We start from the raw sequence: 22,012 nt of genomic DNA on the forward strand, positions 1-22,012 counted from the left end.
TGGCTCCGTCGACAGGCAGGCCCGGAGTAGGTGAGCGGGCTCTCATCAACTCAGGTGACGATGGGGGGTGTTGAGCTGTGTGGGGTTCTGTGCGGGGCAGACGTTATTGGACCAGACCAATACCGTCAAGACTGTTCACCGTGCGACCAACTCGCCGGTCTACGACGACGGTTGCGTGGGCCGTCCGGCTCGGCGGGTGAACCGTCGCAGGCCGCGGCGGGTGGGCTTGAGGGGCTTGTCCTCGGGGGCGATCGGTTCCTGTCCTGGAGGAAGGGCCGGCCGTGCCTGGCTGTGCTGGTGCAGGTCGCGTTGTTCCAGGCGGTTGCGGACGGCGCGGGCCATGGCCTGGTGAGCCGGCTCCAGGGGTACGCCCTCCTCGGCGAGGCGCTCCCACATGTGCAGCAACTCCGCTCCCCGGGTGGCCACTTGACTCTCGTCCAGCAGCCGCTGCCACGCCGCGGTGGCGCGGGCCACCTCCGGCGCGGCCAGCGCGAGGTCCGTGCGGCAGCGGATGCGTGCCACGGTCAGCGCGAGGACGGTGGAGAGGGCGTAGTCGCCCCGTTGGAAGGCGAGGTACGCCTCGATCGCCCGTGCCTCCAGGGCGAGTTCGTCCTCCGCGCCCCTGCGCAGGGTGAGGTGTTCGCGCAGCGCGCTGGCGAGGACGAACGCGGCGTGCAGTTCCTCGCGTTGGGCGTGCCGGATGATCCGCTCGACCCGGGCGAGCGGCGGAAAGGCCTCCTCCTCCGCGGCGGTGCGCTCGCGTCCCGGCGGCAGGTCCTCGTCCTCGGCGATCGTGCGGCTCGACCCGTCGGGGTGCACCCGCAGGCGCGCCACCTGCATCACCGTACGGTCGATGACGGTGGCCGCCACCGGGGCACCCAAGGTGCGGGCGAACATGGCGATGGCGTCCAGGATCGCCTCGTTGGGCTGCTGCACACCGCCCATCTCCAGCAGATGGCCGTTGACCACCGTCGAGCCGTCCTCGGCCACGAACGCGTCGAGCCGGATCAGCGGCGGCGCGTTGAGTACCGGCAGGTTCGCGTCGTTGCGGGGGGTCGGTGACTGGTTCATCTGCTCAGGCTCCGGGTCGGACCACGCCGAGGATGGGCATCGAGGCGGCGGGCGCCACCGTGACCGAACGTCCCGGCCTCGGTGCGTGCACGATCCGCCCCTGGCCGATGTACATGCCGACGTGAGTGGCGTCGTTGAAGTAGATGATCAGGTCCCCGGGTTGCGCCGACGCCAGGCTGACATGCCGTAGACCCTGCCATTGCGCCTGCGAGGTACGGGGGATGGGGTGCCCGGCCGCCGCCCACGCGGTGGACGTGAGGCCCGAGCAGTCGTACGACGAAGGACCGACCGCTCCCCACACGTACGGCTTGCCCATCTGTGCCATCGCGAAGTTGACGGCCCGCTCCGCCGCACCGGTCGCCTTCGTGTCACTGCCGGAATTCCCGCCGGTCCAGCGGGACTTGGCCTTCTGCTCCGCGGCGTTGTCCAACTGGGCGAGTCTGCGCGCCTGGTCCCGTTGCAGGCCGTCCTCGATCTGCTCGGCCCGGGCTATCCTCTGCTCGATCTTCTGCTTCGCCGCAGCCTTGGCCGCACGACTGATCTTCAGCTCGCGCAGCTTCTTCGCGGCCGCATCCGTCTGCTGGCTCACCTTGTCGCGGGCGTTCTTCTCGCTGTCGGACACGGTGGCCAGACTCCGCAGGGCCTGGCGCGCCTGGGACGCCTCGTCGAGGGCCTGGTCCGGGTGGTCGCCCAGCAGCAACTGGATACCCGTGGAAGCGAGGTTGCCGCCGCGGTACTGGGTGCGAGCGGCTGCGCCCGCGAGGTTGCGCAGGTCGCGCACCCGGTCCTCGGACCGCGCCAGGTCCTTGCGCAGCGCGACCAGCCGCTTCGTCTGCCCGGCCGCCTTCACGTCCGCCGTGTTGTACGCCTCGGTGGCTATCTCCGCCTCGCGGTACAGGCCGTTCAACTCGGTACGGATGCCCTCGATCGACTTGTCGTCCTGCGGGTCGGGTGCTGCCGGCGCCGCGTAACCGGGGGTGGGCAACAGGGCGATCACACAGACGAGGGCGGCTAACCGGGCCCGGCTCCATGGCCGTCTGCCGCCGGTCGACACGTTCATCAAGTCACTTTCAGAGGTCGTGTGCGGGGCGGCTCGGACGGGCGACACGTCCTTCATGTCACCCGCGCAGAACGTGCGGAGAAGTGTTCGAGACTTGAACACAGTACCGTGCGCCCCTCGCACCACAGACGGCGGCATCCCTCCTCGGCGTGTCAACTGGGTTCCCGGCAGCACCACTTGCCGCGTCGACAGGGCCTGATGGGGAAAGGCCGGTCACGCTGCGGGGTGTGCCGTGCTGATCTTCGGGGATACGACCAACACCTGGCCGGGGTGTGCCCCGGCCGAGGCGCTGCGCTTCAGGCCCGGGTCCGGTGCCCGCTTCCGGACGGGGTCGCCGGAGCGGCGGGGGACGCCGGAGCGGTCGGGGCCGCCGCGGTCTCGCCTTCCGTGATCGCCGGGGTGCCCTTGCCGCCGGGGTGGCGCAGCGAGACGAGGTAGCCGATGCCCAGGGCGATGGCCATGCCGTAGAGCACCCACTGGTTGGCCTCGGCGAAGTCCATCCGCACGCTCGACATCGCGTCGCGCGCGGCACTCGCGGCAGGCCCGCTGCCGGTGGGCTGGCGGGCGTCTCCATTGCCCGTGACCGCCTCGGCGATGTCCTTCGCCACGCCGTTCGCGGTGCCCGACGACACCCCGCGGGAGGTGAGGGTCGACACGACGTTCTGGGTCGTCTGGTGGGTGAGGATCGTCCCGAGGACGGCCAGGCCGACACTCGCCGCGTAGTTGCGCACGGTCTGGGTGATGCCGGTGACCTCCCCGTAGGAGGCACCGATCGCCCGGTTGACGGCGTCCGTGGATGCGGGCGCCAGGATGAAGCCGATGCCGGCGCCGGCGAGGGCCACGTAGGGCCACTGGTCGTGCATCGACAGATCGGTCAGCTTGTTGGCCCACAGGGCGAACCCGACGGCGCCCAGGGCAGTGCCGATCCTCATCGGCCCCCGGGCTCCCTGTTTGTCCAGCATCCGTCCGCCCCACTGGGAGGCGATCGCGAAGCCGGCGAAGAAGTACAGGAGATACAACGCGGCCTGGTTGGGGGAGGCGCTCAGCGAAACCTGGGCGTAGACCGAGGCGAAGAAGAACACCGGGACGAAGGCCAGCATGGCGAAGAACAGCACGAGCACGTCCACGGTGAAGGCCTTGTCACGGAACACCGCGAGGTTGACCAGCGGGTGCCGCCTGCCCCGCTCGTAGCGCCAGAACAGAGCGAGCACCGCCAGACCGCCCGCGATGCAGGCCCAGGTCGCCGCGCTGTCCCAGCCCCAGGTCGCCGCCTGCTGGAAACCGAGCACACTCACACCCATGCCGACCGCGATGAGTACGGCGCCGACGACGTCCAGCGACTCGTCGCGGCGCCGGTTCTGGACGTGCGCCATCATCGTCAGGACGAGGGCCACGACGGCGACGGGCACGTTCACCCAGAAGATCGCCCGCCAGGTCCAGGACGTGAGCCAGCCGCCCAGCAGCGGTCCGAGGGCCGTCAGAGCCCCGGACAGGCCGAAGAACAGGGCCAGGGCCCGGCCGCGCCGCTCCACCGGAAAGACAGCTACTACGACGGCCAGGGCCGCCGGGAACAGGAGTGCCGCTCCCAGGCCCTGCGTCGCGCGGAAGATGATCAGCCAGGTCTGGGCGAAGTCGCCTTTGGGTACGCAGCCGCAGAGCACGGAGGAGATGACGAAGACGAGGGTGCCGATGATGACGACCCGGCGTGGCCCGAAGAGATCCGCCAGCCGCCCGCCGAGGGCGAAGAACGCCGCCAGTGACAGGAGGTAGGCGTTCACCACCCACTGCATGCCCGAGGCGGTCAGGCCCAGTTCGTTGACGATGTCCGGAGCCGCGATGGAGACGATCGTCTGATCGATGAACGTCATCGACACCGCGAAGAGCATGGCCGCGAGGGTCAGCGTCTGGTTCGGGGTCCTGGGCGCCGGTTCAGCGGCTGCGCCCCGTGCCGCATGAGTGCCACTCACCCGTCCATTCTCAGCCGCTTCGCCGGGCATCGCATCCGCAGGACGATCACGGGCCCCCGGGGTGGGGCGGTGACGCGGGGTTCGACATGTGCCGACCGCGCCACCCCGACCGGCCGGACGGTGGCGGGCGAGGGCATCGCCTTCGAGCAGTTCCGGGAGGGCACCGAACGTCCTTGAGGGCGGGGCCGCCGTCGGCTTCCGGGCGTCACTGCGAGCCCGTGGCCACCAGGGTCGCGGTGATGGGCTGGAGTTCGGTGATCAGCTCGTCGAGTTCGGCGGGGGAGAGGGCGTTGTAGGGCGGGGCGGCGAGTTCGTCGGTGAGGGCCTCGATGCGCTGTTTCGTCGCGCGGCCGGTGCTCGTGAAGTGGCCCTCGGCGTCGATGAGTCCGCGTTCGCGCAGGCCGTCCATGACCGTGGCCAGACGTTCCTTGGGCAGGTGGTGGATGCGTCCGAACGACTCCGCTGGGTGGATGTTCATCTCCAGAGCGGAGAGCACGTGGGCTTCCGTGCCACCGATGTGCGCGCCGAGGAGCGCGGCGATGTGTCCGTCACCGCGGTGTTCGCGCAGCATGGTCGCGGAGTGCCACAGCCGGGCGACAGGGTCGCCGGGAACGTCGAGGGTGCGCATGCCGGCGTACATCACCCGGCCTTCGGTGGGGGCGCTGATCGCGGCCTTGGTGGTCAGGTCCGCGGCGCGCACCAGGCCCGGGGAGCCGGCCAGCTCCTCACCGAGGATGCGCCGCAGAGAGGCCGCGCTGCCCCGCTCCCGCGCGGCGACGGACGCGGCGGGAGGGATCGTTTCCCAGGCGCTGGGGATGTGCCGCGCGACTTCCCCGTCGGCGAAGTTGTAGAAGGCCGCGTGCACGACGTGGGCAGGCACCCGGCCCAGGGGCGCGGCGCGGCTGGCGAAGTAGCCGTCCCAGTAGGTGCGGTGGCCGAGTGCGGCCAGTTCCTCGTTGCACTCGTCGGCGGTGAAGGTGACCAGGCAGATCGGCTCCAGGAGCTCGAACATGCGGCGGGCGACGTGGGTCGTCGGTTGCAGGTGCGTCGTGCTCATGGGGATGTCCCTTTGTTCGGTGTGCCGACTTGTTCGGTGCATCGACTTGGACCGTGCGGGACAGCGAAACTCATCGGTGATCGGAGGGGAGCGCGTGAGTGGGGTGGTCGCTGGGTGAGGGTGGGGACGAGAGCGGGTTCCGGGCGGGTTTGGGTCGGGTTTGGGTCGGGGTCTGGTCCAACTTCGCGGCTCTGTCGCGGATGTGAGGAGGCGTGACGAGCATGAGCGGGGAGGCTTGGGCGGCCCCGCGAGAGTGTGCGTCACGCTGTGAGCAGGCGGAGGCCGAGGTCTGCTGTGTCGCGTCCGGCGAGGTCGCTGTTGTGTGCGGCCCAGCGGCCCGTGGCGAGGTCGTCGGCGAGGCTGTGCACCGCCCGATGTTCGGCCTGGGGGCCGACTCTCGTCCACACCGATGCCGCTCGGCGTACGTGATCTTCCAGATAGGCCTCGGGGCGGCGCCAATACGCTTCGAACAGGCCGTCAGCGCAGTCCCACGGGACGGGTACCGGTTCCACGCGGGCGCCGATGGTGTCGGCCATCCCGGCGAGCGAGGGAAACGTCGCCAGGACATCGGCGAACTCGGGCAGGTAGTCACGGGTGAGCCAGAACCGGTCCATCCACCCCGGTTCGTCGGTGCCGAACGTGAGCACCACCACGCGGCGGGCCACGCGTCGCATCTCGCGCAGCCCCGCCGCAACATCTGCCCAGTGGTGAACGGTGGAGACCGCCATCGCGGCGTCGAAGGACTGGTCCTCGAAGGGCAGTTGCTCCGCGGTGGCGTCCACGCACGGCGCCGAACCCGCGGGCCGTTGACCCCGCATCACCGCCGACGGCTCGACCGCGGTCACGTCGCGATCGGCAGGTTCGTAGGAGCCGGTGCCGGCCCCGACGTTCAGCACCGACCGGGCGTCGCCGAGTGCGTCCCAGATCTGCGCGGCGATCCGCGGCTCGGTACGCCGGGTCGTGGTGTACGCGCCGCCGATCGCGTCGTACAACTGTGCGCCGAGCAGCGCCAGTTGCTTCTCCGGTGTCACTGTCAGCCCCCTCGCCCGTGTTCCCAGTTCCCTGTCGATGGCCGCCACCATGGCGTCGGCGCGGTTACGCCGCTCAAGCAGCAGCTCGCGCAGTCGGTGCAGGTGCGCGACCGCGTCGGTGGTCGGGTCGTCCACCAGGTCCGCGATCTCCCGGAGTCCGAAACCCAGGCGTCGGTAGGCCAGCACCTCGCGCAGCCGCTCCATGTCGCCTGCTGAATAAGCCCGGTATCCGGTCGCGGTTCGTGCCGATGGACGTACGAGACCGACCTCGTCGTAGTGATGCAGGGTGCGGACGGTCACGCCGGCCAGCCCGGCCACCTGTCCTACGGTCCAGTGATCCTCCACGGCAGTGACTATGCAGCCTGACGCCACGTGAGGGTCAAGCCGTACGGGGTTCTTTCCGGCGGGTGTGTGGCAGTGCCGACTCGGCTCGGTTCGGCATGTCGCGGCGGATGTCGTGTCGGTGCGAAGAGGCGCCGGTCGTCAGTCGCACGAAACGGTTCCGGTAGGCGGCGTCGACGAGTGATTCGCGGGTCGGGGAGTGCCGGGGGTGCGTGGGTCGGGGAGTGCCGGTGGAGCGTGCGTCGGGGCTGCCGGTGGAGCGTGGCGATGCCGACCTCGGCTGCGGGTGGCGAGCGGACGCAGCGGCAGCTCGGTGCCAGCCGACGCGGAGACGCGGGTGGTCACCGCGAGGAGTGCGTCGCGGTGGTGGGTTGCGTCCGGCCGGGGCGGTCGTACCTCTGGCGCGGCCAAAACGGATCGTGATCCGTTTGTGTTACGGTCATCCACGTAAACGGAACACGGTCCGTTTCGGTGGGTGCGTGGAAATCGAGGAGGCAGACCTACATGCAGGAACGGAGCAATCGGCCGTCGGCCGGTCAGAGCAGGGCGGTCCGGCTGGATTCCTTCGGCGGACCCGAGGTCTTGGCTGTCCGGGAGATTCTCGCGCCGCAGGCCGGCCCGGGACAGATCCGCGTGCGGGTTGCCGCCGCCGGTCTGAACCCGATGGACTGGTTCATGACCGCGGACGAGGAGACGGCCGGCCGGTTCGGACTGACCCTGCCCGTCGGGTTCGGGACGGACTACGCGGGCGTGATCGATCAGGTCGGTGACGGGGTGAGCGGCTTTGCGCCCGGCGACCGGGTGTTCGGAGGTGCCCTGTCCCGCGCGGTCGCCGACTTCGTGGTGGTCGACGCGGGCGGGGAGACGGCTGCGAACGAGGCTCACCACACCCCTGACGGTGTCGACGACCGCATCGCCGCCACCCTGACGATCGCGGGCCGCACCGCGTCCGCCGCCCTTGCCGCGGTCGCCCTCGGTCCGGACGACACCGTGCTTATCGGCGGTGCGGGTGGCGGAGTCGGGGTGTTCGCCGTCCAACTAGCCCGGGTCGCAGGGGCGCGCGTGATCGGGACGGGGTCGCCGTCGTCGGCCGATTACCTCCGCGAACTCGGAGCCGAGCCGGTCGCCTACGGTGACGGCCTGGCCGACCGCGTCCGAGCGCTCGCCCCCAGGGGTGTCACCGCCGCGATGGACCTGCACGGGGTGGAGACGGTGCACGCCGCCCGGGAGTTGGGCGTCCCGGACGACCGCATCTGCACGATCGCCGCGCAGGTCGACGGCGTGGCGGCGGCCAACGGCGCGAACGCGGCTCCCGGTGCCCTCGAAGAGCTCGCCCGGATGGTTGCGGTGGGCCGACTCCGCGTGCCTGTTGCTGAGAGCTTCCCGATCGAACAGATCCGCCGCGCGGTCGAGATCCAGGCTGACCGGCATGTGCGGGGCAAGATCGTCATCGAGCTCTCATGACCCCGGGTGACGCGGTGATGCGGTGATGCGGTGACGGTGTGGCGAGGGCGAGGACGGGTGCACGTCGGGTCCCTTTGGCCTGGGTGGCGCTTGCATCTCTTGAGGCGGCGGGTCCGAAACGGTATGCGGACGGGTCTGCCGGCCTCGCGGTGACGGCATCCGGTGGCAGCTGTCTGCGGAGTGTCCTGGGCATGGGCACGCAGCAGGGCTGGGCCGCGCGGGTCTCCGGAGGAAGCCCGTTGCTGATGCGCCGAGCCGGGGGAGTGTCAGGCGTCGTCGGGAGTGTCGGGCGACTTTCCCGGGTGGGGGGAAGGGAACGTCTTGTCTGTCGAAATGGGCTTCCAGGCCCTGCTGTTCCTTCGTCGCCCCTGTGGTGTGTCCGTCGCGTCCTGCAACGCGGCAGCGACCTTGCGCTCGGCGCCGTTGGTCACGGCGCTGTCCATCAACGCACCGTGTGGGTGGCTGCGACGATGAGGGCAATCGGGTGCCGCCACACGGCTTCGGTGAGGTATGGGGAGCAAGATCCCGGGACCTCCAGTGCTGCGGTGGGCCGGGAAGCGCCGCCGGGAAAACCCTCACTGGTCGACCGACGAGTCAATCCTGAGATTCCCGTCATGTCAGACGACTGATGGCCTCATCAGTTCTGTTGGCGACTAGAATCGCGCCATGCAGCCCTCCACCACTCAGCCCGCGAACCGCTTCGAGCGCCGGAGGGCCAAGACCCGTCAGGCCCTCATCGGCGCTGCCCGTCAGATCATGGCCGAGCAGGGCGGCACCGATGTGAGCATTCAGGCGATCGCGGACCGGGCGGACGTCGGCTTCGGGACCTTCTACAACCACTTCGAGACCAAGGACGCCCTCTTCGACGCGGCAGTCGCCGACGCCCTGGAGGAGTACGGGCAACTGCTCGACGCCGCCACGGCCGACATCGAGGACCCCGCCGAGACCTTCGCGGCCAGCGTCCGCCTCACGTTGCGACTGGCCGCCAGCCACCCGGAGATCACCGGGATCCTCCGCTTCCGGGGACTCCAGCATGTCCACAGCGGGACCGGCCTGGGCCCGCGCGCTCTGCGTGACCTGGAGGTCGGGAAGGCGTCGGGACGCTTCGACATCAAGGATGCCCAAGTCGCTCTCGGGGCCGTCGGCGGAATCGTGCTGGCTCTCGTCCAGCTTGGGGCCACCAGCGACCTCAACGCCTCAGCGGGAGAGGCGGCGGCCGAGCTGGTCCTGCGCATGCTCGGCCTGCCTCCCGATGAAGCGCACGAGATCTCCGTCAGGCCGTTGCCCGCGCTGGGGTGACCGGTGCGATCCGGGTTCGCATGGCGCGCGCCGAGCGGGGTGCGGGTGCGACAGCCGCTCGACCGCGCGGCGGATCTGTTCGATCGGGAAGCTCTCAACGCCAGGCACCTCGACGCGTTCGGTCGAGCGGGGCGCGAAATGCCCCGTCGCCGCGGTAATCGAACCTCGTCGCGTTCGCCGTCTCCGTGCTCGGGCTGACCGGCTGCATCGTGCTCCGATTGAGTGGTCGCCGGCCGATCCGTGACCCGCGCCTGTTCGTCCTGCGCGGCTTCTGCGCCGGCGCGATCGCGTTCATGAGCCAGTCCCTGGCCGTCGTCCGATTCGCCTTCGTAGGGCTGCAGTTCCTCCAGCTCATCCACGGGTACAGCCTTCTACCAGGGCGCCCTTGCCTTCTTGCCTGTAGCCACGGTGGTGCTGCCCGTCTCGCAGCCCACCCTCCCGGCTCGTCCCCGGCTCACTCGCCGCATCGGCCACAGGGCCGTGCTGCCCGCAGATCGCCTGTTCCTGGCCGCCGGCCTGTTCTGACTGACCGTCTCCGACCTCCCTGACCGGCCCTGACCGCCGAAAGCAGCTACCCCGCCTTCTCGTCGCCCCCGTGATCGCGGGCCTAGGCATCGGCCTGATCGGTTCCGCCGGTACGGCCCGATCGTGATCGTCGACTCCCTCGGACCCGACCGCCAGGGCGTGGCCTCCGCCATGAACGACACGACCCGCGAGATCGGCTCCACGGTCGCCATCACCATCACGGGATCGGTCCTTTCCACCCAGCACCGCGCGACCCCCGCCGACACCATCGGGCAACTGCCCGCAGGCGGGCCGAACTTGGCGCGCCACTCGGCCGCCGGCGGACGCGAGGCTGTAACCGGTCTCGGCGACGCGGCCTGCACCTCGTCTATGGCGTGCGCGACGCCGCTACGGGCGAGTTCACCGAAGCCATGGGTGTCATCTCCGCGATCCTCGCCCCAGCTGTCCTCGCCCGCCCGATCCGTGCCCCCAGTGCAGACCCTGCGCGCACGGACGGCCACCCCCCCGGGCGCTGTTTCCACCTCCGGCAGGAGCGATGGCAAGGCCGAGAGTCGCGCCCGGAAGGCAGACAGCGGCGGTCGGCAGCGCCCCGGCCGGTCGGCTCGGCCCTGCACCGTTGACCGCCCGCGCGGCCGCCCGCGCGGCCGCCCGCCGTCCAACCCGCACAGCCGCTCACGCCGCAGGGTCACAGGGGTGGTGGCCCGGCGGCCAGGGATGTCCGGGCTTCGGAGTGAAAAGAAGCCGCCACTCCTTGACTGATGGTCCACGCGTAATTGACGATTCCATCATCTAGGTGACAGGGGACGACCTGCCATCGGCGAGGAGAGCCCCATGACCGACAACAGCGCCACCGCGAGCGGCCCCGCAGGCGCCCCGCCTCTGCAAGGCGCGATCGACGTGCACGCCCACTTCTTCACCGCCCGGCTGCGCGCGGCGATGGAGGACGCGGGCATCACCCAGCCGGACGGGATGCCCGCCATCCCCGACTGGGACCCGAAGTCTGCGCTGCGGCACATGGACGAGGTCGGGATCCAGACCTCGATGCTGTCCGTGTCCTCACCTGGGATCGACTTCGGCACCCCGGACGCCGTCCGCGAACTGGCCCGAAACGTCAACGACGAAGGCGCTGAACTGGTCCGCGCCCACCCGGGACGCTTCGGTCTGATGGCATCCCTTCCGCTGCCGGACCTTCCCGCCTCCCTCGCCGAAGCCGAGCGTGCCCTCGACGACCTGGGCGCCGACGGCATCGCCCTGCACACCCACTATCAGGGCCACTACCTGGGCGACCCTCTCTACGAACCCCTGATGGAACTCCTCGACGAGCGCCGCGCGGTGGTGTTCCTCCATCCGACCTCACCCCAGTGCTGGAAGGACACCAGCCTCGGCTACCCCCGCCCCATGATCGAGTTCCCCTTCGACACCACCCGTGCCGTGGCCCACCTGATCCTCTCGGGCGCCCTGCGACGTCACCCCCACATCTCCTTCGTCATCCCGCACGCCGGTGCCGCCTTGCCCGTCCTCGCCGACCGCATCGCCGTGTTCGCCCTGATGCAGGCGGACGGGCCGCCGGTCGACGTCCTGGCGGACCTGGCCACGCTCCACTTCGACCTCGCGGGCTTCACCCTTCCCCGCGCCCTGCCCGCCCTGCTCAACCTCACGGACACCCGGCACCTGCTCTACGGCAGCGACTTCCCCTTCACGCCCGACTGGGCCGTCGAAGGCCTCGCGCGCCCGCTCGTCGAGGCCCTGGACCCGGCGGTCCGCGCCGATCTGCTGCACGGCAACGCGCGGCGCCTCTTTCCCCGGCTGCGCGAACCCCGTAGCGCATAGGTGTCCGGCCCGATGGCGGTCGGGCCGTACCTGCCGGAAACGTGGCGTTGACAGATTAGACACTCAAGAGTGATGCTTTCATCAGTTAAGGCGTGTGGCGGCAGCCCTCTCAAGACCGCGACCCCTCTTCGCGCAGCGTGCGCCGGTTTCCTCACGCCTCCCGAAACTCCGAGCAGGAGAACCCCATGAGCACAGCCGTTGTCCGTACGCGTGAGGGCTGGTGGGTTCAGCGCGCCGACGGCCGGGTCCACCCGGTCGGCACCGACGCCGCCACCACCGCAGATCTCCTCGCCGACCGGCAGGCCGTCGAAGAGGCCGAACGGTCCGACGACGGCTGGGAAGACCTCGGACCGCGCGAGCTGCTGTCACCGGTGACCACGCCCTGCCGCGTCGTCGCGCAGATGGTCAACTACCGCTCCCACGCCATCGACTCCGGCTTCGATCCCGACCTCGTGCCCACGACCTTCTTCCGCAAGGCCTCCGGATCCGTGTCGGGCCCGGCCCAGGAGATCATCCGGCCCGGACACGTCCGCCTGCTCGACTACGAAGTCGAACTCGGGCTCGTCTTCGGCGCCCCGCTGCCCCTCGACGCCGACGTCACCACCGCCACCCTCGGCCACTACGTCGCAGCCCTGGTCGTCGCCAACGACATCAGCGCCCGCGACGTGCAGCTGCCCAAGACCCAGTTCTACGAGAGCAAGTCCTACCCGACCTTCACCCCGCTCGGCCCCCGACTGCTGCTCGTCGACGCGCACGATCTCGCCTCGCTGGAACGGCTGCGTCTGGTGTGCGCGGTCAACGGCGAGGTCCGCCAGGACAGCAGCACGGCGGAGATGATCACCAAGCCGGACCAGGCGCTGACCGCCCTCGCCCGCTTCCAGACCATGGCCCCCGGAGACGTCCTCCTGACCGGTACCCCTGGCGGCACCGCCCTGCGTTCACCGGGCAAGGCACTGGAGCTGATCGGATCGCTGCTGCCGCCCGAGAAGAAATGGAAGACATTCTTCGCCCGGCAGGCGAAGAACCCCGCCTACCTCAAGCCCGGGGACATGGTGACCGCCTCCATCAGCACCCCCGACGGTTCCCTCGATCTCGGCACCCAGCAGACCCCGGTCCGTGCCGCCACAGCGAAGGCCCTGTGATGACGACCTCGTCCGCTCCCGCCCTGTGGCCCGACTACGCCACCCCCGACTCCCTGGCCGCGATCGAAGAAGTGCCGCTGACCGCACGGAACCTGCCCACCTCGACCTACGCCGTCCTGGACCGGGCCGCCGCGCTGTGGCCCGACCGGCCGGCCGTCACCTTCCTGCCCCGCGCGGAGGACTGGGAAAACGGCCACACCCGCACCTTCGCCGAACTGCGCACGGAGGTGCACCGCCTCGTCCACCTCTTCCGGTCCCACGGCATCGGCCGCCGTGAATCGGTGGGCCTGCTCTCCCCGAACACGGCACTCCTGCCCACCGCACTGCTGGCGGCCCAGACCGCCGCTATCGCCGCACCGGTCAACCCGCACCTCCCCGCCGACCACATCACCCGGCTCCTGCGCCTGGGCCGCGCCAGGATCCTCGTCGCCGCCGGACCCGAACTCGACCCCGGGACCTGGCGTACAGCGCTGGCCGTGGCAGCCGAACTCAAACCCATCGCCCTCTACGCACTCCGGCCCACCGCAGCCACAGGCACCGGACCCGCCCTGGAAGCCCTGGGCGGAACCACCGTCGACTACCTCGACGCCGCCATGGCGACCAGCCCGGACGAACGGCCCCGCGCCGAACCGAACGCCCACGACCTCGCCGCCCTGTTCCACACCGGCGGCACCACCGGCGCTCCCAAGCTCGCCGCCCACACCCACGGCAACGAAGTCGTCGACGCCTGGAGCATCGCCGCGAACTCGCTCCTCGACGAGCGGTCCGTGATCTTCGCCGGGCTTCCGCTCTTCCACGTCAACGCTCTCGTCGTCACCCTGCTCGCCCCCCTGCTGCGCGGACAGCACGTGGTGTGGGCAGGCCCGCTCGGCTACCGGGAGCCCGCCCTCTACAGCCACATCTGGCGCATCGTCGAGCGCTACCGAATCTCCGCGATGTCCGCCGTACCCACCGTCTACTCCGTCCTGGCCCAGGTGCCCGTGGACGCCGACATCAGCTCCCTGCGGTTCGCCGTCGTCGGCGCCTCGGCGCTGCCCCCGACCGTCCGCACCGCCTTCACCGAGCACACCGGCGTCGAAATCTGCGAAGGCTACGGCCTGACCGAAGCCACCTGCGCGACGGCCCGCAGCTTCACCGGCGGCGACCACCGGCCCGGATCCGTGGGGCAGCGAATGCCCTACCAGCAGGTCAAGACCGCGCTGGTCGACTCGAAGAACACCTGGCTCGATCTCCCGCCCGGAGCCCCCGGCGTCCTGCTGATCAAGGGGCCCACCGTGTTCGCCGGCTACGTCACCGGACACGGCACCGACGGCCTGCACCTGGACAGCCAGGAGACGGTCCGCGACGGCTGGCTCAACACCGGGGACCTCGCACGCGTCGACAGGGACGGCTTCATCCACCTCATCGGCCGCGCCAAGGACCTCATCATCCGCGGCGGCCACAACATCGACCCCGCCACCATCGAGGACGCGCTGCTCCAGCACCCCCACGTCACCGGAGCCAGCGCCGTGGGCCGCCCCGACCCCCACGCCGGCGAGGTACCCATCGCCTACGTCACCCTCGGCCCCGACGCACCCGAAGCACTGAACCACCCGGGTCACCTCATCGAGCACGCACGCGCCCACCTCCAGGAGAGCGCGGCCGTACCCAAGGACGTCATCGTCCTCGACAGCCTTCCGGTCACCGCCGTAGGCAAACCCACCAAGGTGCCCCTGCGCATCCGCACGGTGCGGCAGACCGTTCTCGACGAACTCGCCGCAGCGGGCCTCCCGTCGGACCCGAAGGACGTCGACTGCCGCTTCGACGACGCACGCCTGACCGTCACCCTGCCCCGGCCCGCAGCCGCCGACGCCGCAGACCGCATCACCGCCGCTCTCGGCCGGTACACCTTCGCCTGGTCCTTCACCGAAGCCTGAGCACCGGACATCTGGAGCCGCACCCATGACTTCCCCCACCCCCACCGCGTCGGACCCGCATCAGGGGCTGCACAGTGAAGACGGCGCGCGCCGCGACGAACACCCCGGACGCGACCGGCAGCCCGTGATCAAAGTCGCCGACATCGCCTGGCTGGAGTTCGTCAAACCCGACCTGGACCGCGCGGAGACCTTCGCCCGCGACTTCGGCTTCACCGTCGCCGCCCGCACCCCCGATGCCCTGTATCTGCGCGGCACCCTGCCAGGACCGCACTGCCTCGTCATCCGCAGAGGCCCGGCCTCCCGCTTCCTGGGCCCGGTCTTCCTCGCCGCCGACCGCACCGACCTCGACCGGCTGGCCACGGCCACCGGCCGGCACGTCCACGCGTCGACCGAGTACGGAGGAGGCCACCACGTGGACCTCCTCGACCCCTCCGGCATCCCCGTCCGCGTCGTCCACGGCGTCACCGAGCACCCCGCCCTGCCCGGCCAGCAGCCACTCCAGCTGAACACCGGCGCGACCCGCGTCCGCCTCAACGCGACCCAGCGCCCGCCACACGAGCCGGCCCGTGTGGAGCGCCTGGGCCACGTCGTCCTCTCCACCCGCGTCTTCGGCCGCGCCCTGGACTGGTACCTCCACCACCTCGGTCTCATCGTCAGCGACTTCCTCTACCTCGACGGCCAGCGCCACCGCGGCCCGACCATGGCCTTCATCCGCTGCGACCGTGGCAGCCGGCCCGCCGACCACCACACCCTGGCCATGCACCTGGGCCCCGACACCGGCTACGTCCACTCCGCCTACCAGGTCGCCGACCTCGACGCCCTCGCCGCCGGAGGCGAGTACCTCGCCCGGCGCGGCTACCGGCGCTCCTGGGGCATCGGCCGCCACATCCAGGGCAGCCAGATCTTCGACTACTGGCGCGACCCCGACCGCTTCCTCGTCGAGCACTTCACCGACGGCGACCTGTTCGACCACACCCTCGAACCCGGATGGGCCGCCATGTCCGCCTCCGGACTCGCCCAGTGGGGGCCTCCCGCCACCCGGGACTTCCTCGGCGCCACTCCGTCCCCGGCTCTGCTGCGCACCGTGCTGGGTGCCCTGCGCGAGAACAACGAACTCGACCCGGCCCGGCTGACCGCCCTGATGAAAGCCATGAAGTCATGACCTCCGATCAGGGTCACACCCCTCCGGCGTCGCCCTCGGCCCTGCCGAGCGACAGCGCTGACACACCTGTCGCCGTGCTCGGAGCTGGACCCGTCGGCCTGGTCGCGGCTCTCCTGCTCGCACGGTACGGAGTGGCGTGCCAGGTCTTCGAACGTCACCCGGCGCCCTACCCGCTGCCCCGCGCCGTTCACGTGGACGACGAGGTCATGCGCATCCTCCAGGCCGTCGGAGCCGCCGACACCTTCGCCGCACACAGCCGGCCCAGCCTCGGCATGCAGCTCGTCGACTCCCGGCACCGCGTCCTGGCCCGGTTCCTGCGCGACGACCCTGTGGGTGCCCACGGCTTTCCCCAGGCCAACATGTTCGACCAGCCCGACCTCGAACACATCCTGCGCGACCTCATCAAGCGGGAACCCCTGGTGAGCCTGCACGGTGAGACCGAGATCCTCGGCCTCACCCTTGCGCCCCCCGGCTCCGGTCTGCCGACGTCCGTCCGCGTGCAGGACATCACCGCCGGCGCCGAACGCACCGTGGTCGCCGCGGCCGTGCTGGGGTGTGACGGCGCCACGAGCCCGACCCGCCGGGCCATCGGCTCCCGCCACCTCCTCCTGGGCCGGCCGCAGCACTGGTTCGTCGTCGACGTCCGCTGTCCCGTACCCCTCCCTGCCTGGGAGGGTGTCCACCAGGTCTGCGATCCGGCTCGACCCGCCACCTACATGCGCGTAGGCGAAGACCGCTACCGCTGGGAGTTCCGCCTCAGCGAGCAGGACGCCGAACAGGCGATGACCGACCGATCCCGCATCCTGCGGCTTCTGTCCCCATGGACGGGGTCGATCCCCGAGGAACAGCTCGAGGTGGTCCGCCTCGCGCGGTACACCTTCCGCGCACAAGTCGCCGACAGTTGGCGGCAGGACCGCGTCTTCCTCCTCGGAGACGCCGCCCACCTCACCCCTCCCTTCATCGGTCAGGGCCTCGGCGCGGGCCTGCGCGACGCCCACAACCTCACCTGGAAGCTGGCACGCGTCCTCACAGGGCAGAGTTCCGAATCCCTTCTCGACACCTACGAGAGCGAGCGCCGACCCCACGCGATCCATCTGGTGCGAACCGCCGTCCGTGTCGGCCGTGCGATGACCAGCGCGCATCCCGTGGCACGGGTCTCACGCCGGGTGGGACTGGCCGTCGGCCGGCACACCGGACTGCTCACGCAGGCCGCCCTGACCACGCTCAGCCCCGCCTTGCGCGGCGGAGCCCTCACCGGCGGAGGCCACAACCTCGCCCGACTGCCCGGCCGGGGTCCCCGTCCCGGAGAGCTCAGCCCCCAGCCTCCGATGCACACCCTCGACAACCTGCCCGTGCGCCTCGACGACCTTCTCGGAGACGGGTTCGCCCTTCTCACCTGCCGCACTCCGACCCCGACCGAAAGACGCCTGGCCCAAGCGCTGGCTGCCCGGATCGTCACGGTGCTGCCCCCCGGCGGCGAGCCCGTCGGCGTTCAGGTCCAGGGCGAGACCTTCACCATCGACACAACGGGCGCCCTCTCCTCGTGGCTGCGCGACGGCACGGTCCTGCTCCGCCCCGACCGGGTGGTGCTGGCCGCGCATCACGGCACCGACGACTCTCTCGCGGAGTCGGCACACGCGTGGGCAAGGACCCTGGCTCCCGCAGAGCCGCGAGCCGTCCACGACGAAGCTCGGCGCCCTGGACAGGACCGAGGACTGGTCGCCGCCGGCAGACCTCAGTGAACTCGACCGACACATCGGACAGCGGGAGGTTGTGGCAGGAACGCGCCGATGTGTGTGCGGTGTCGTGCCGTACGGGCGGGAGTGCTGCGTCGGGGCGTCACGCGTGAGTGACGGCAGGTCACCCGGGCCGCCGGCTGGTCTTCAGGGGTCTCAATGTCCTGGGGTGAAAGCTGGGGCAGCGCGGCACGCGGACGGGGCCTCGGCGGCGCCGCAACCTCCCTGTCCCTCGAGGTCAGGGCCATCCAGCCGGGGTTTCGGCTCGCCCGGTCAAAGGGGGCCGGATCGTGCCGGTGCGAGGTCACAACCCTGGAGGACCGGCACGTGTCTGACCTGTCAGGAGTACGACACGTCTAAGTCATAAGGGGGAAAAGTGAGATTCGGTCATTCTGTTCTCGCCGGTGCCGCGATGACGGCCCTGGCGGTCGGCGCGACGACCGTTGCGGCCGGCTCGGCTTCCGCGGCGCCGAACACCACCGCGCAGAAGGTCTGTGGGAGCTCCTACAAGACCGTCAATTCCGCGCCCGTCGGCACGCAGGGCACCGTCTACCTGACGTACAACGCCTCCACCGGCAAGAACTGCGTCGCGACCATCCGCACGAATCCCGGCACCGCGCGGGACATGGGCGCATGGGTCTACGTTCCCGACACCGAGGGGTACGCCCAGGACGAGGGCGCGTACACGTCGTACGCGGGACCGGCCTACGTCTACGGCAAGGGTTACTGCGTCGACTGGGGAGGTCACATCGACAACGTGTTCGTCTACGTGACGGGCTCCAACTGCGCCGCGCTGAAGGAGCACCGGGTCACCACGGTCCGCTGACCCACGCAGCACTGCCGCGGTCCGGCTCACCCCGTGGCCGGGGGTGGGCCGGATCGTGTCGGTCGACAGGATGTGCGGCGCGCTCAGCGCGCCGGCAGCACCAGCTCGTCGCAGCCGGTTCTCATGCCGGCAGTCAGGCTGCGACGAGCTCCCGCTCGAGGTCCGGTGTCGTGAGCTTGGACTTCTTGTTCGGGAGCGAGAGCCGGAAGACCTTGTGCCACGCGGAGAACACCTGCTTGGGCAGCGGTCCGGTGACGTAGTCCAGCTCGTACTTCTCGAACAGCGCGCGCACCTTCACCGCGACCTCGGCGTACCGGTTGCTCGGCAGGTCGGGGAACAGATGGTGCTCGATCTGGTGCGAGAGGTTGCCGGTCATGAAGTGCATGGCCGCGCTGCCGCTGATGTTCGCCGAGCCCATCATCTGGCGCAGGTACCACTGACCGCGGGTCTCGCCCTTGATCGACCGGCGTTCGAAGACCTGCACGCCCTCGGGGAAGTGCCCGCACATGATCACCGAGTGGGACCAGATGTTGCGGACCAGGTTCGCGGTGAACGTGGCGGCGAGCGTGGGCAGGAAGGACGGGCCCGACAGCAGCGGGTGGATGACGTAGTCCTTGAGCACCTGCTTGCGGATCTTGCGGCCCACGGCCCTGGCCCGCGCGCGGAACTCCGGGTTCTTGCGGCGGCGCTTGTCCAGGTTCTTGCCGAGCTCCAGGTCGTACGCCGCGATGCCGTACTCGAAGAAGCAGGCGTTGAGGAAGTTCCACAGCGGCTGGCCGAGGTAGATCGGGTGCCACTTCTGGTCCTCGTCGACGCGCATGATGCCGTAGCCGAGGTCGTTGTCCTTGCCGATCACGTTGGTGTACGTGTGGTGCAGCTCGTTGTGGGAGTGCTTCCACTGGTCGGCCGGCGAGACGTGATCCCATTCCCAGGTGGTGGAGTGGATCTTCGGGTCGCGCATCCAGTCCCACTGGCCGTGCAGGATGTTGTGGCCGATCTCCATGTTGTCCATGATCTTCGCCACGGACAGGCCGGCGGTGCCGAGCACCCACGCGGGCGGGAACATCGAGAACAGCAGCACGCCCCTGCTGGCCAGCTCGAGCTTGCGCTGCGCCGAGATGACCTTGCGGATGTAGGCCGCGTCCTTCTCGCCGCGGCCGGCGATCACCTCGTCGCGGATCGCGTCCAGCTCGCGGCCGAGTTCCTCGATCTGCTCCGCGGTCAGGTGGGCGGTGGGGTCAATGGCGGTCAAGGTGCTCCTACCGTTCGATGTCACAGGGGCCCGCCGCGGCGGACACGCAGGTCTGGATGAGGACGCCCGGCTCGGCCTCGGTGATCTCGCCGGTGCGCAGGTCGCGGACGGCGCCCGCCTTCAGCGGGGTGACGCAGCCGAAGCAGATGCCCATGCGGCACCCGGAGGGCATGAGCACGCCGGCCTCCTCGCCGACGTCCAGCAACGGCGTGGCGCCGCCCGCGGCGACGGTCCTGCCGGTGGTGCTGAACGTGACCTCGCCGCCGTCGCCGGCGACGACGATGCTGGGGCGGAAGCGTTCGGTGTGCAGGCGCTCCGGGACGCCGTGCTCGCTCCAGTGCTTTTCGGCGGCGTCGAGCAGGCCCGTCGGCCCACAGGCCCAGGTCTCGCGCTCGGCCCAGTCGGGCACCAGCTCGTCGAGGCGGGCGATGTCGAGCACGCCGTCCGTGTCGGTGTGCACCTCGGTCAGACGCAGCTTCTTGTCCGCGACCAGCTTGTGCAGATCGCTGCGGAAGATCACGTCGTGCGGCCGCGGCGCGGAGTGGACCATGACGACGTCGTCGAACTCGGTGTCGCGCAGCATGCCCATCACGGGCGTGATGCCACTGCCGGCCGTCAGGTAGAGCACCTTTGCGGGCCTGGCCCGCGGCAGTACGAAGTCACCGGTCGCCTGGTCGAGATGGATCAGCGTGCCCGGTGTCGTCCTGCGGACCAGGTGGTTGCTGACCTTGCCGTCCGGGATCGCCTTCACGGTGATGGTGAGGCGGCCGTCCCGGCGGTCGGTCGGGGAGGTGATGGAGTAGGCACGCCACAGGCGGACCCCGTCGACGTCGACCCCGATCCGCACGTACTGACCGGCGGTATGGCCGCGCCAGCCTCGCCCCGGTCTGATCACGATGGTCGCGGCGTCACCGGTCTCGGGGTGCACGGCCTCGATGCGACCCCGCAGGTCGGCGCCCGCTCGCAGCGGGCTGACCAGGTCGAGGTAGTCGGACGGCAGCAGCGGCGTCGTGACCATCTCCAGCAGTTTCCACGCCCTGCTGCGAAGGGCTGCACTCGTCATCGCTCCAGCTTGCTGCGCCTCAGGGCGTAAAGTCCTGACCGCAGGATGTGAATCTGGTCGGCAGAATTGTTCGCAGGGAACAAAAACGTGAATCAGGCGATACGAAGGGCCGGCGAACTGGCCCTGGATGAGACGACGGTCACCGCTCTTCGGGCCGTGCTGAGGACCACCGCCGACGAGGTCGTCCAGGCGATTATCGACGAGGTCCCACCCTATGCGGGCGCCCTTTCGGGCCGTATGGGCGCCACCATCCGCCGGGCCGTCCGCACCGCCCTGGGACACTACCTTGACCTCGCGAGCGGCCATGCCACAGGCGGCGACGGCGGGGACGCGGCCTACGAGCTGGGCCGCGGCGAGGTGCGCGACGGCCGTTCGATGGACGCTCTGCTCAGCGCGTACCGGGTCGGCGCCCGTGTGGCCTGGCGATGTCTGGCAGCGGGTGCCGTACCCGCGGGTCTGCCCGCGGCCGAGGTCGCCAAGTTCGCCGAGCTGACCTTCGCCTACATCGACGAGCTCTCCGCAGCGAGCGCCGCGGGCCACGCCGACGAACTGGCCGCCCGGGGCAGGGCCCACGAACGGCACCTGGAACAGCTGGCCCGGGACCTCGTCGCCGGCGCGAGCCCGGACGTGCTGCTGGTCTCCGCTCAACGAGCCGGGTGGCAGGCCCCGGTGTCGCTGACCGCGGTCCTGCTGCCCGCCGTTCAGGCCCGGCCCGCCTACCGGACCCTCGACCAGAGCACCCTCGTCCTGGACGATCTGCCGGACGCCACCGGTGTACTGCTCGTCCCCGATGCCGACCGACCGCATCTCGTACGGCAGTTGAACGAACGCTCCGCCGTGATCGGGCCGCCCCGGCCATGGACTCGTGCGTCCGCCTCCTACGCACGGGCGGTGCGCGCACGCTCCCTCTCTTCCGACATCCGCGACACCGAGGACCATCTGCCCGAACTGGTGCTGAGCGCCGACGCGGACGCGTTCGCGGACCTGCGTGCCCGTGCCCTGGCGCCGTTGCGGACCGTGCCTGTCGCGACCGCGCGGCGGCTGGAGGAGACGTTGCGGGCGTGGCTGCTGCACCAGGGACGGCGGGATGAGGTGGCGGCGGCGTTGTTCGTCCATCCTCAGACGGTCCGGTACCGGATGACGCAGTTGCGGGAGCTGTTTCCGGATCTCGCATCGCCGCACCGGGTCCTCGAACTGACGCTGGCCGTCGGGCTTCGGACCGGCTGACGCGTAGGCCGAGGGGTACGTGAGGGGTTCCTCCCTTTCAGC

The 22,012-nt window shown here is 70.3% G+C and carries 18 protein-coding genes; 11 read left to right on the forward strand and 7 right to left on the reverse strand.

Features of this window, described 5'->3' with window-relative positions:
• Positions 1 to 159: 159 nt before the first annotated feature.
• The 3 genes from OHT77_RS43650 to OHT77_RS43660 form a co-directional block, all read right to left on the reverse strand.
• Positions 160 to 1,071, reverse strand: a complete 912-nt coding sequence (locus OHT77_RS43650; protein WP_328833925.1) for a hypothetical protein — start codon at positions 1,069 to 1,071, stop codon at positions 160 to 162.
• 4 nt (positions 1,072 to 1,075) lie between these two features.
• Positions 1,076 to 2,131, reverse strand: a complete 1,056-nt coding sequence (locus tag OHT77_RS43655) for a C40 family peptidase (protein WP_328833926.1) — start codon at positions 2,129 to 2,131, stop codon at positions 1,076 to 1,078.
• 296 nt (positions 2,132 to 2,427) lie between these two features.
• Positions 2,428 to 4,128, reverse strand: a complete 1,701-nt coding sequence (locus OHT77_RS43660; RefSeq protein WP_443048189.1) for an MFS transporter — start codon at positions 4,126 to 4,128, stop codon at positions 2,428 to 2,430.
• On the opposite strand from OHT77_RS43660, the gene OHT77_RS43665 reads away from it, so the two are divergent.
• Positions 4,084 to 4,275, forward strand: coding sequence for a hypothetical protein (locus OHT77_RS43665; protein ID WP_328833927.1), 192 nt, complete (start codon positions 4,084 to 4,086; stop codon positions 4,273 to 4,275). The genes OHT77_RS43660 and OHT77_RS43665 overlap by 45 nt on opposite strands.
• 28 nt (positions 4,276 to 4,303) lie before the next feature.
• Here OHT77_RS43665 and OHT77_RS43670 read toward each other — a convergent pair whose 3' ends face one another.
• Both OHT77_RS43670 and OHT77_RS43675 read right to left on the reverse strand, forming a co-directional pair.
• On the reverse strand, positions 4,304 to 5,155 hold the full coding sequence (locus OHT77_RS43670; RefSeq protein ID WP_328833928.1) for an SCO6745 family protein: 852 nt from the start codon (positions 5,153 to 5,155) through the stop codon (positions 4,304 to 4,306).
• Between the two features lie 260 nt (positions 5,156 to 5,415).
• Positions 5,416 to 6,531, reverse strand: a complete 1,116-nt coding sequence (locus OHT77_RS43675) for a MerR family transcriptional regulator (RefSeq protein ID WP_328833929.1) — start codon at positions 6,529 to 6,531, stop codon at positions 5,416 to 5,418.
• 501 nt (positions 6,532 to 7,032) lie between these two features.
• Here OHT77_RS43675 and OHT77_RS43680 point away from each other — a divergent pair.
• The 9 genes from OHT77_RS43680 (at position 7,033) to OHT77_RS43720 (ending at position 18,428) form a co-directional block, all read left to right on the forward strand.
• On the forward strand, positions 7,033 to 7,992 hold the full coding sequence (locus tag OHT77_RS43680) for an NADP-dependent oxidoreductase (protein ID WP_328833930.1): 960 nt from the start codon (positions 7,033 to 7,035) through the stop codon (positions 7,990 to 7,992).
• A 666-nt stretch (positions 7,993 to 8,658) separates the two neighbouring features.
• Positions 8,659 to 9,291 carry a TetR/AcrR family transcriptional regulator gene (locus tag OHT77_RS43685; protein WP_328833931.1) on the forward strand — a complete coding sequence of 211 codons (633 nt, stop codon included), beginning with the start codon at positions 8,659 to 8,661 and terminating at the stop codon, positions 9,289 to 9,291.
• Between the two features lie 393 nt (positions 9,292 to 9,684).
• Positions 9,685 to 9,816 (forward strand): hypothetical protein, encoded by a 132-nt coding sequence (locus OHT77_RS43690; protein WP_328833932.1) that lies wholly within the window; start codon positions 9,685 to 9,687, stop codon positions 9,814 to 9,816.
• Positions 9,817 to 10,647: 831 nt separating this feature from the next.
• A complete protein-coding gene (locus OHT77_RS43695) occupies positions 10,648 to 11,646 on the forward strand; it encodes an amidohydrolase family protein (protein ID WP_328833933.1) in 999 nt (332 codons plus the stop codon).
• A 185-nt stretch (positions 11,647 to 11,831) separates the two neighbouring features.
• Positions 11,832 to 12,788, forward strand: coding sequence for a fumarylacetoacetate hydrolase family protein (locus OHT77_RS43700; RefSeq protein ID WP_328833934.1), 957 nt, complete (start codon positions 11,832 to 11,834; stop codon positions 12,786 to 12,788).
• Positions 12,788 to 14,704 (forward strand): acyl-CoA synthetase, encoded by a 1,917-nt coding sequence (locus OHT77_RS43705; protein WP_328833935.1) that lies wholly within the window; start codon positions 12,788 to 12,790, stop codon positions 14,702 to 14,704. Before OHT77_RS43700 ends, OHT77_RS43705 begins: the two co-directional genes overlap by 1 nt.
• 25 nt (positions 14,705 to 14,729) lie before the next feature.
• Positions 14,730 to 15,866 (forward strand): VOC family protein, encoded by a 1,137-nt coding sequence (locus OHT77_RS43710; protein WP_328833936.1) that lies wholly within the window; start codon positions 14,730 to 14,732, stop codon positions 15,864 to 15,866.
• On the forward strand, positions 15,863 to 17,608 hold the full coding sequence (gene mhpA / locus OHT77_RS43715) for a bifunctional 3-(3-hydroxy-phenyl)propionate/3-hydroxycinnamic acid hydroxylase MhpA (RefSeq protein WP_328833937.1): 1,746 nt from the start codon (positions 15,863 to 15,865) through the stop codon (positions 17,606 to 17,608). The genes OHT77_RS43710 and mhpA overlap by 4 nt, the downstream gene beginning before the upstream one ends.
• 370 nt (positions 17,609 to 17,978) lie before the next feature.
• The gene (locus OHT77_RS43720) at positions 17,979 to 18,428 is read left to right on the forward strand and encodes a spore-associated protein (RefSeq protein ID WP_328833938.1); all 450 of its coding nucleotides are present in this window, start codon (positions 17,979 to 17,981) and stop codon (positions 18,426 to 18,428) included.
• 133 nt (positions 18,429 to 18,561) lie between these two features.
• Here OHT77_RS43720 and OHT77_RS43725 read toward each other — a convergent pair whose 3' ends face one another.
• Together OHT77_RS43725 and OHT77_RS43730 are read right to left on the reverse strand one after the other, a co-directional pair.
• A complete protein-coding gene (locus tag OHT77_RS43725) occupies positions 18,562 to 19,680 on the reverse strand; it encodes a fatty acid desaturase family protein (protein WP_328833939.1) in 1,119 nt (372 codons plus the stop codon).
• A gap of 7 nt (positions 19,681 to 19,687) precedes the next feature.
• Positions 19,688 to 20,743: a ferredoxin reductase gene (locus OHT77_RS43730; RefSeq protein ID WP_328833940.1), complete on the reverse strand. Its 1,056-nt coding sequence runs from the start codon at positions 20,741 to 20,743 to the stop codon at positions 19,688 to 19,690.
• Between the two features lie 87 nt (positions 20,744 to 20,830).
• Here OHT77_RS43730 and OHT77_RS43735 point away from each other — a divergent pair, with 87 nt between their 5' ends.
• Entirely contained in the window at positions 20,831 to 21,970 is a 1,140-nt protein-coding gene (locus tag OHT77_RS43735; RefSeq protein ID WP_328833941.1) for a PucR family transcriptional regulator, read from the forward strand.
• Positions 21,971 to 22,012: the final 42 nt, after the last annotated feature.

The organism is Streptomyces sp. NBC_00252, assembly GCF_036187565.1.
Taxonomy (GTDB): domain Bacteria; phylum Actinomycetota; class Actinomycetes; order Streptomycetales; family Streptomycetaceae; genus Streptomyces.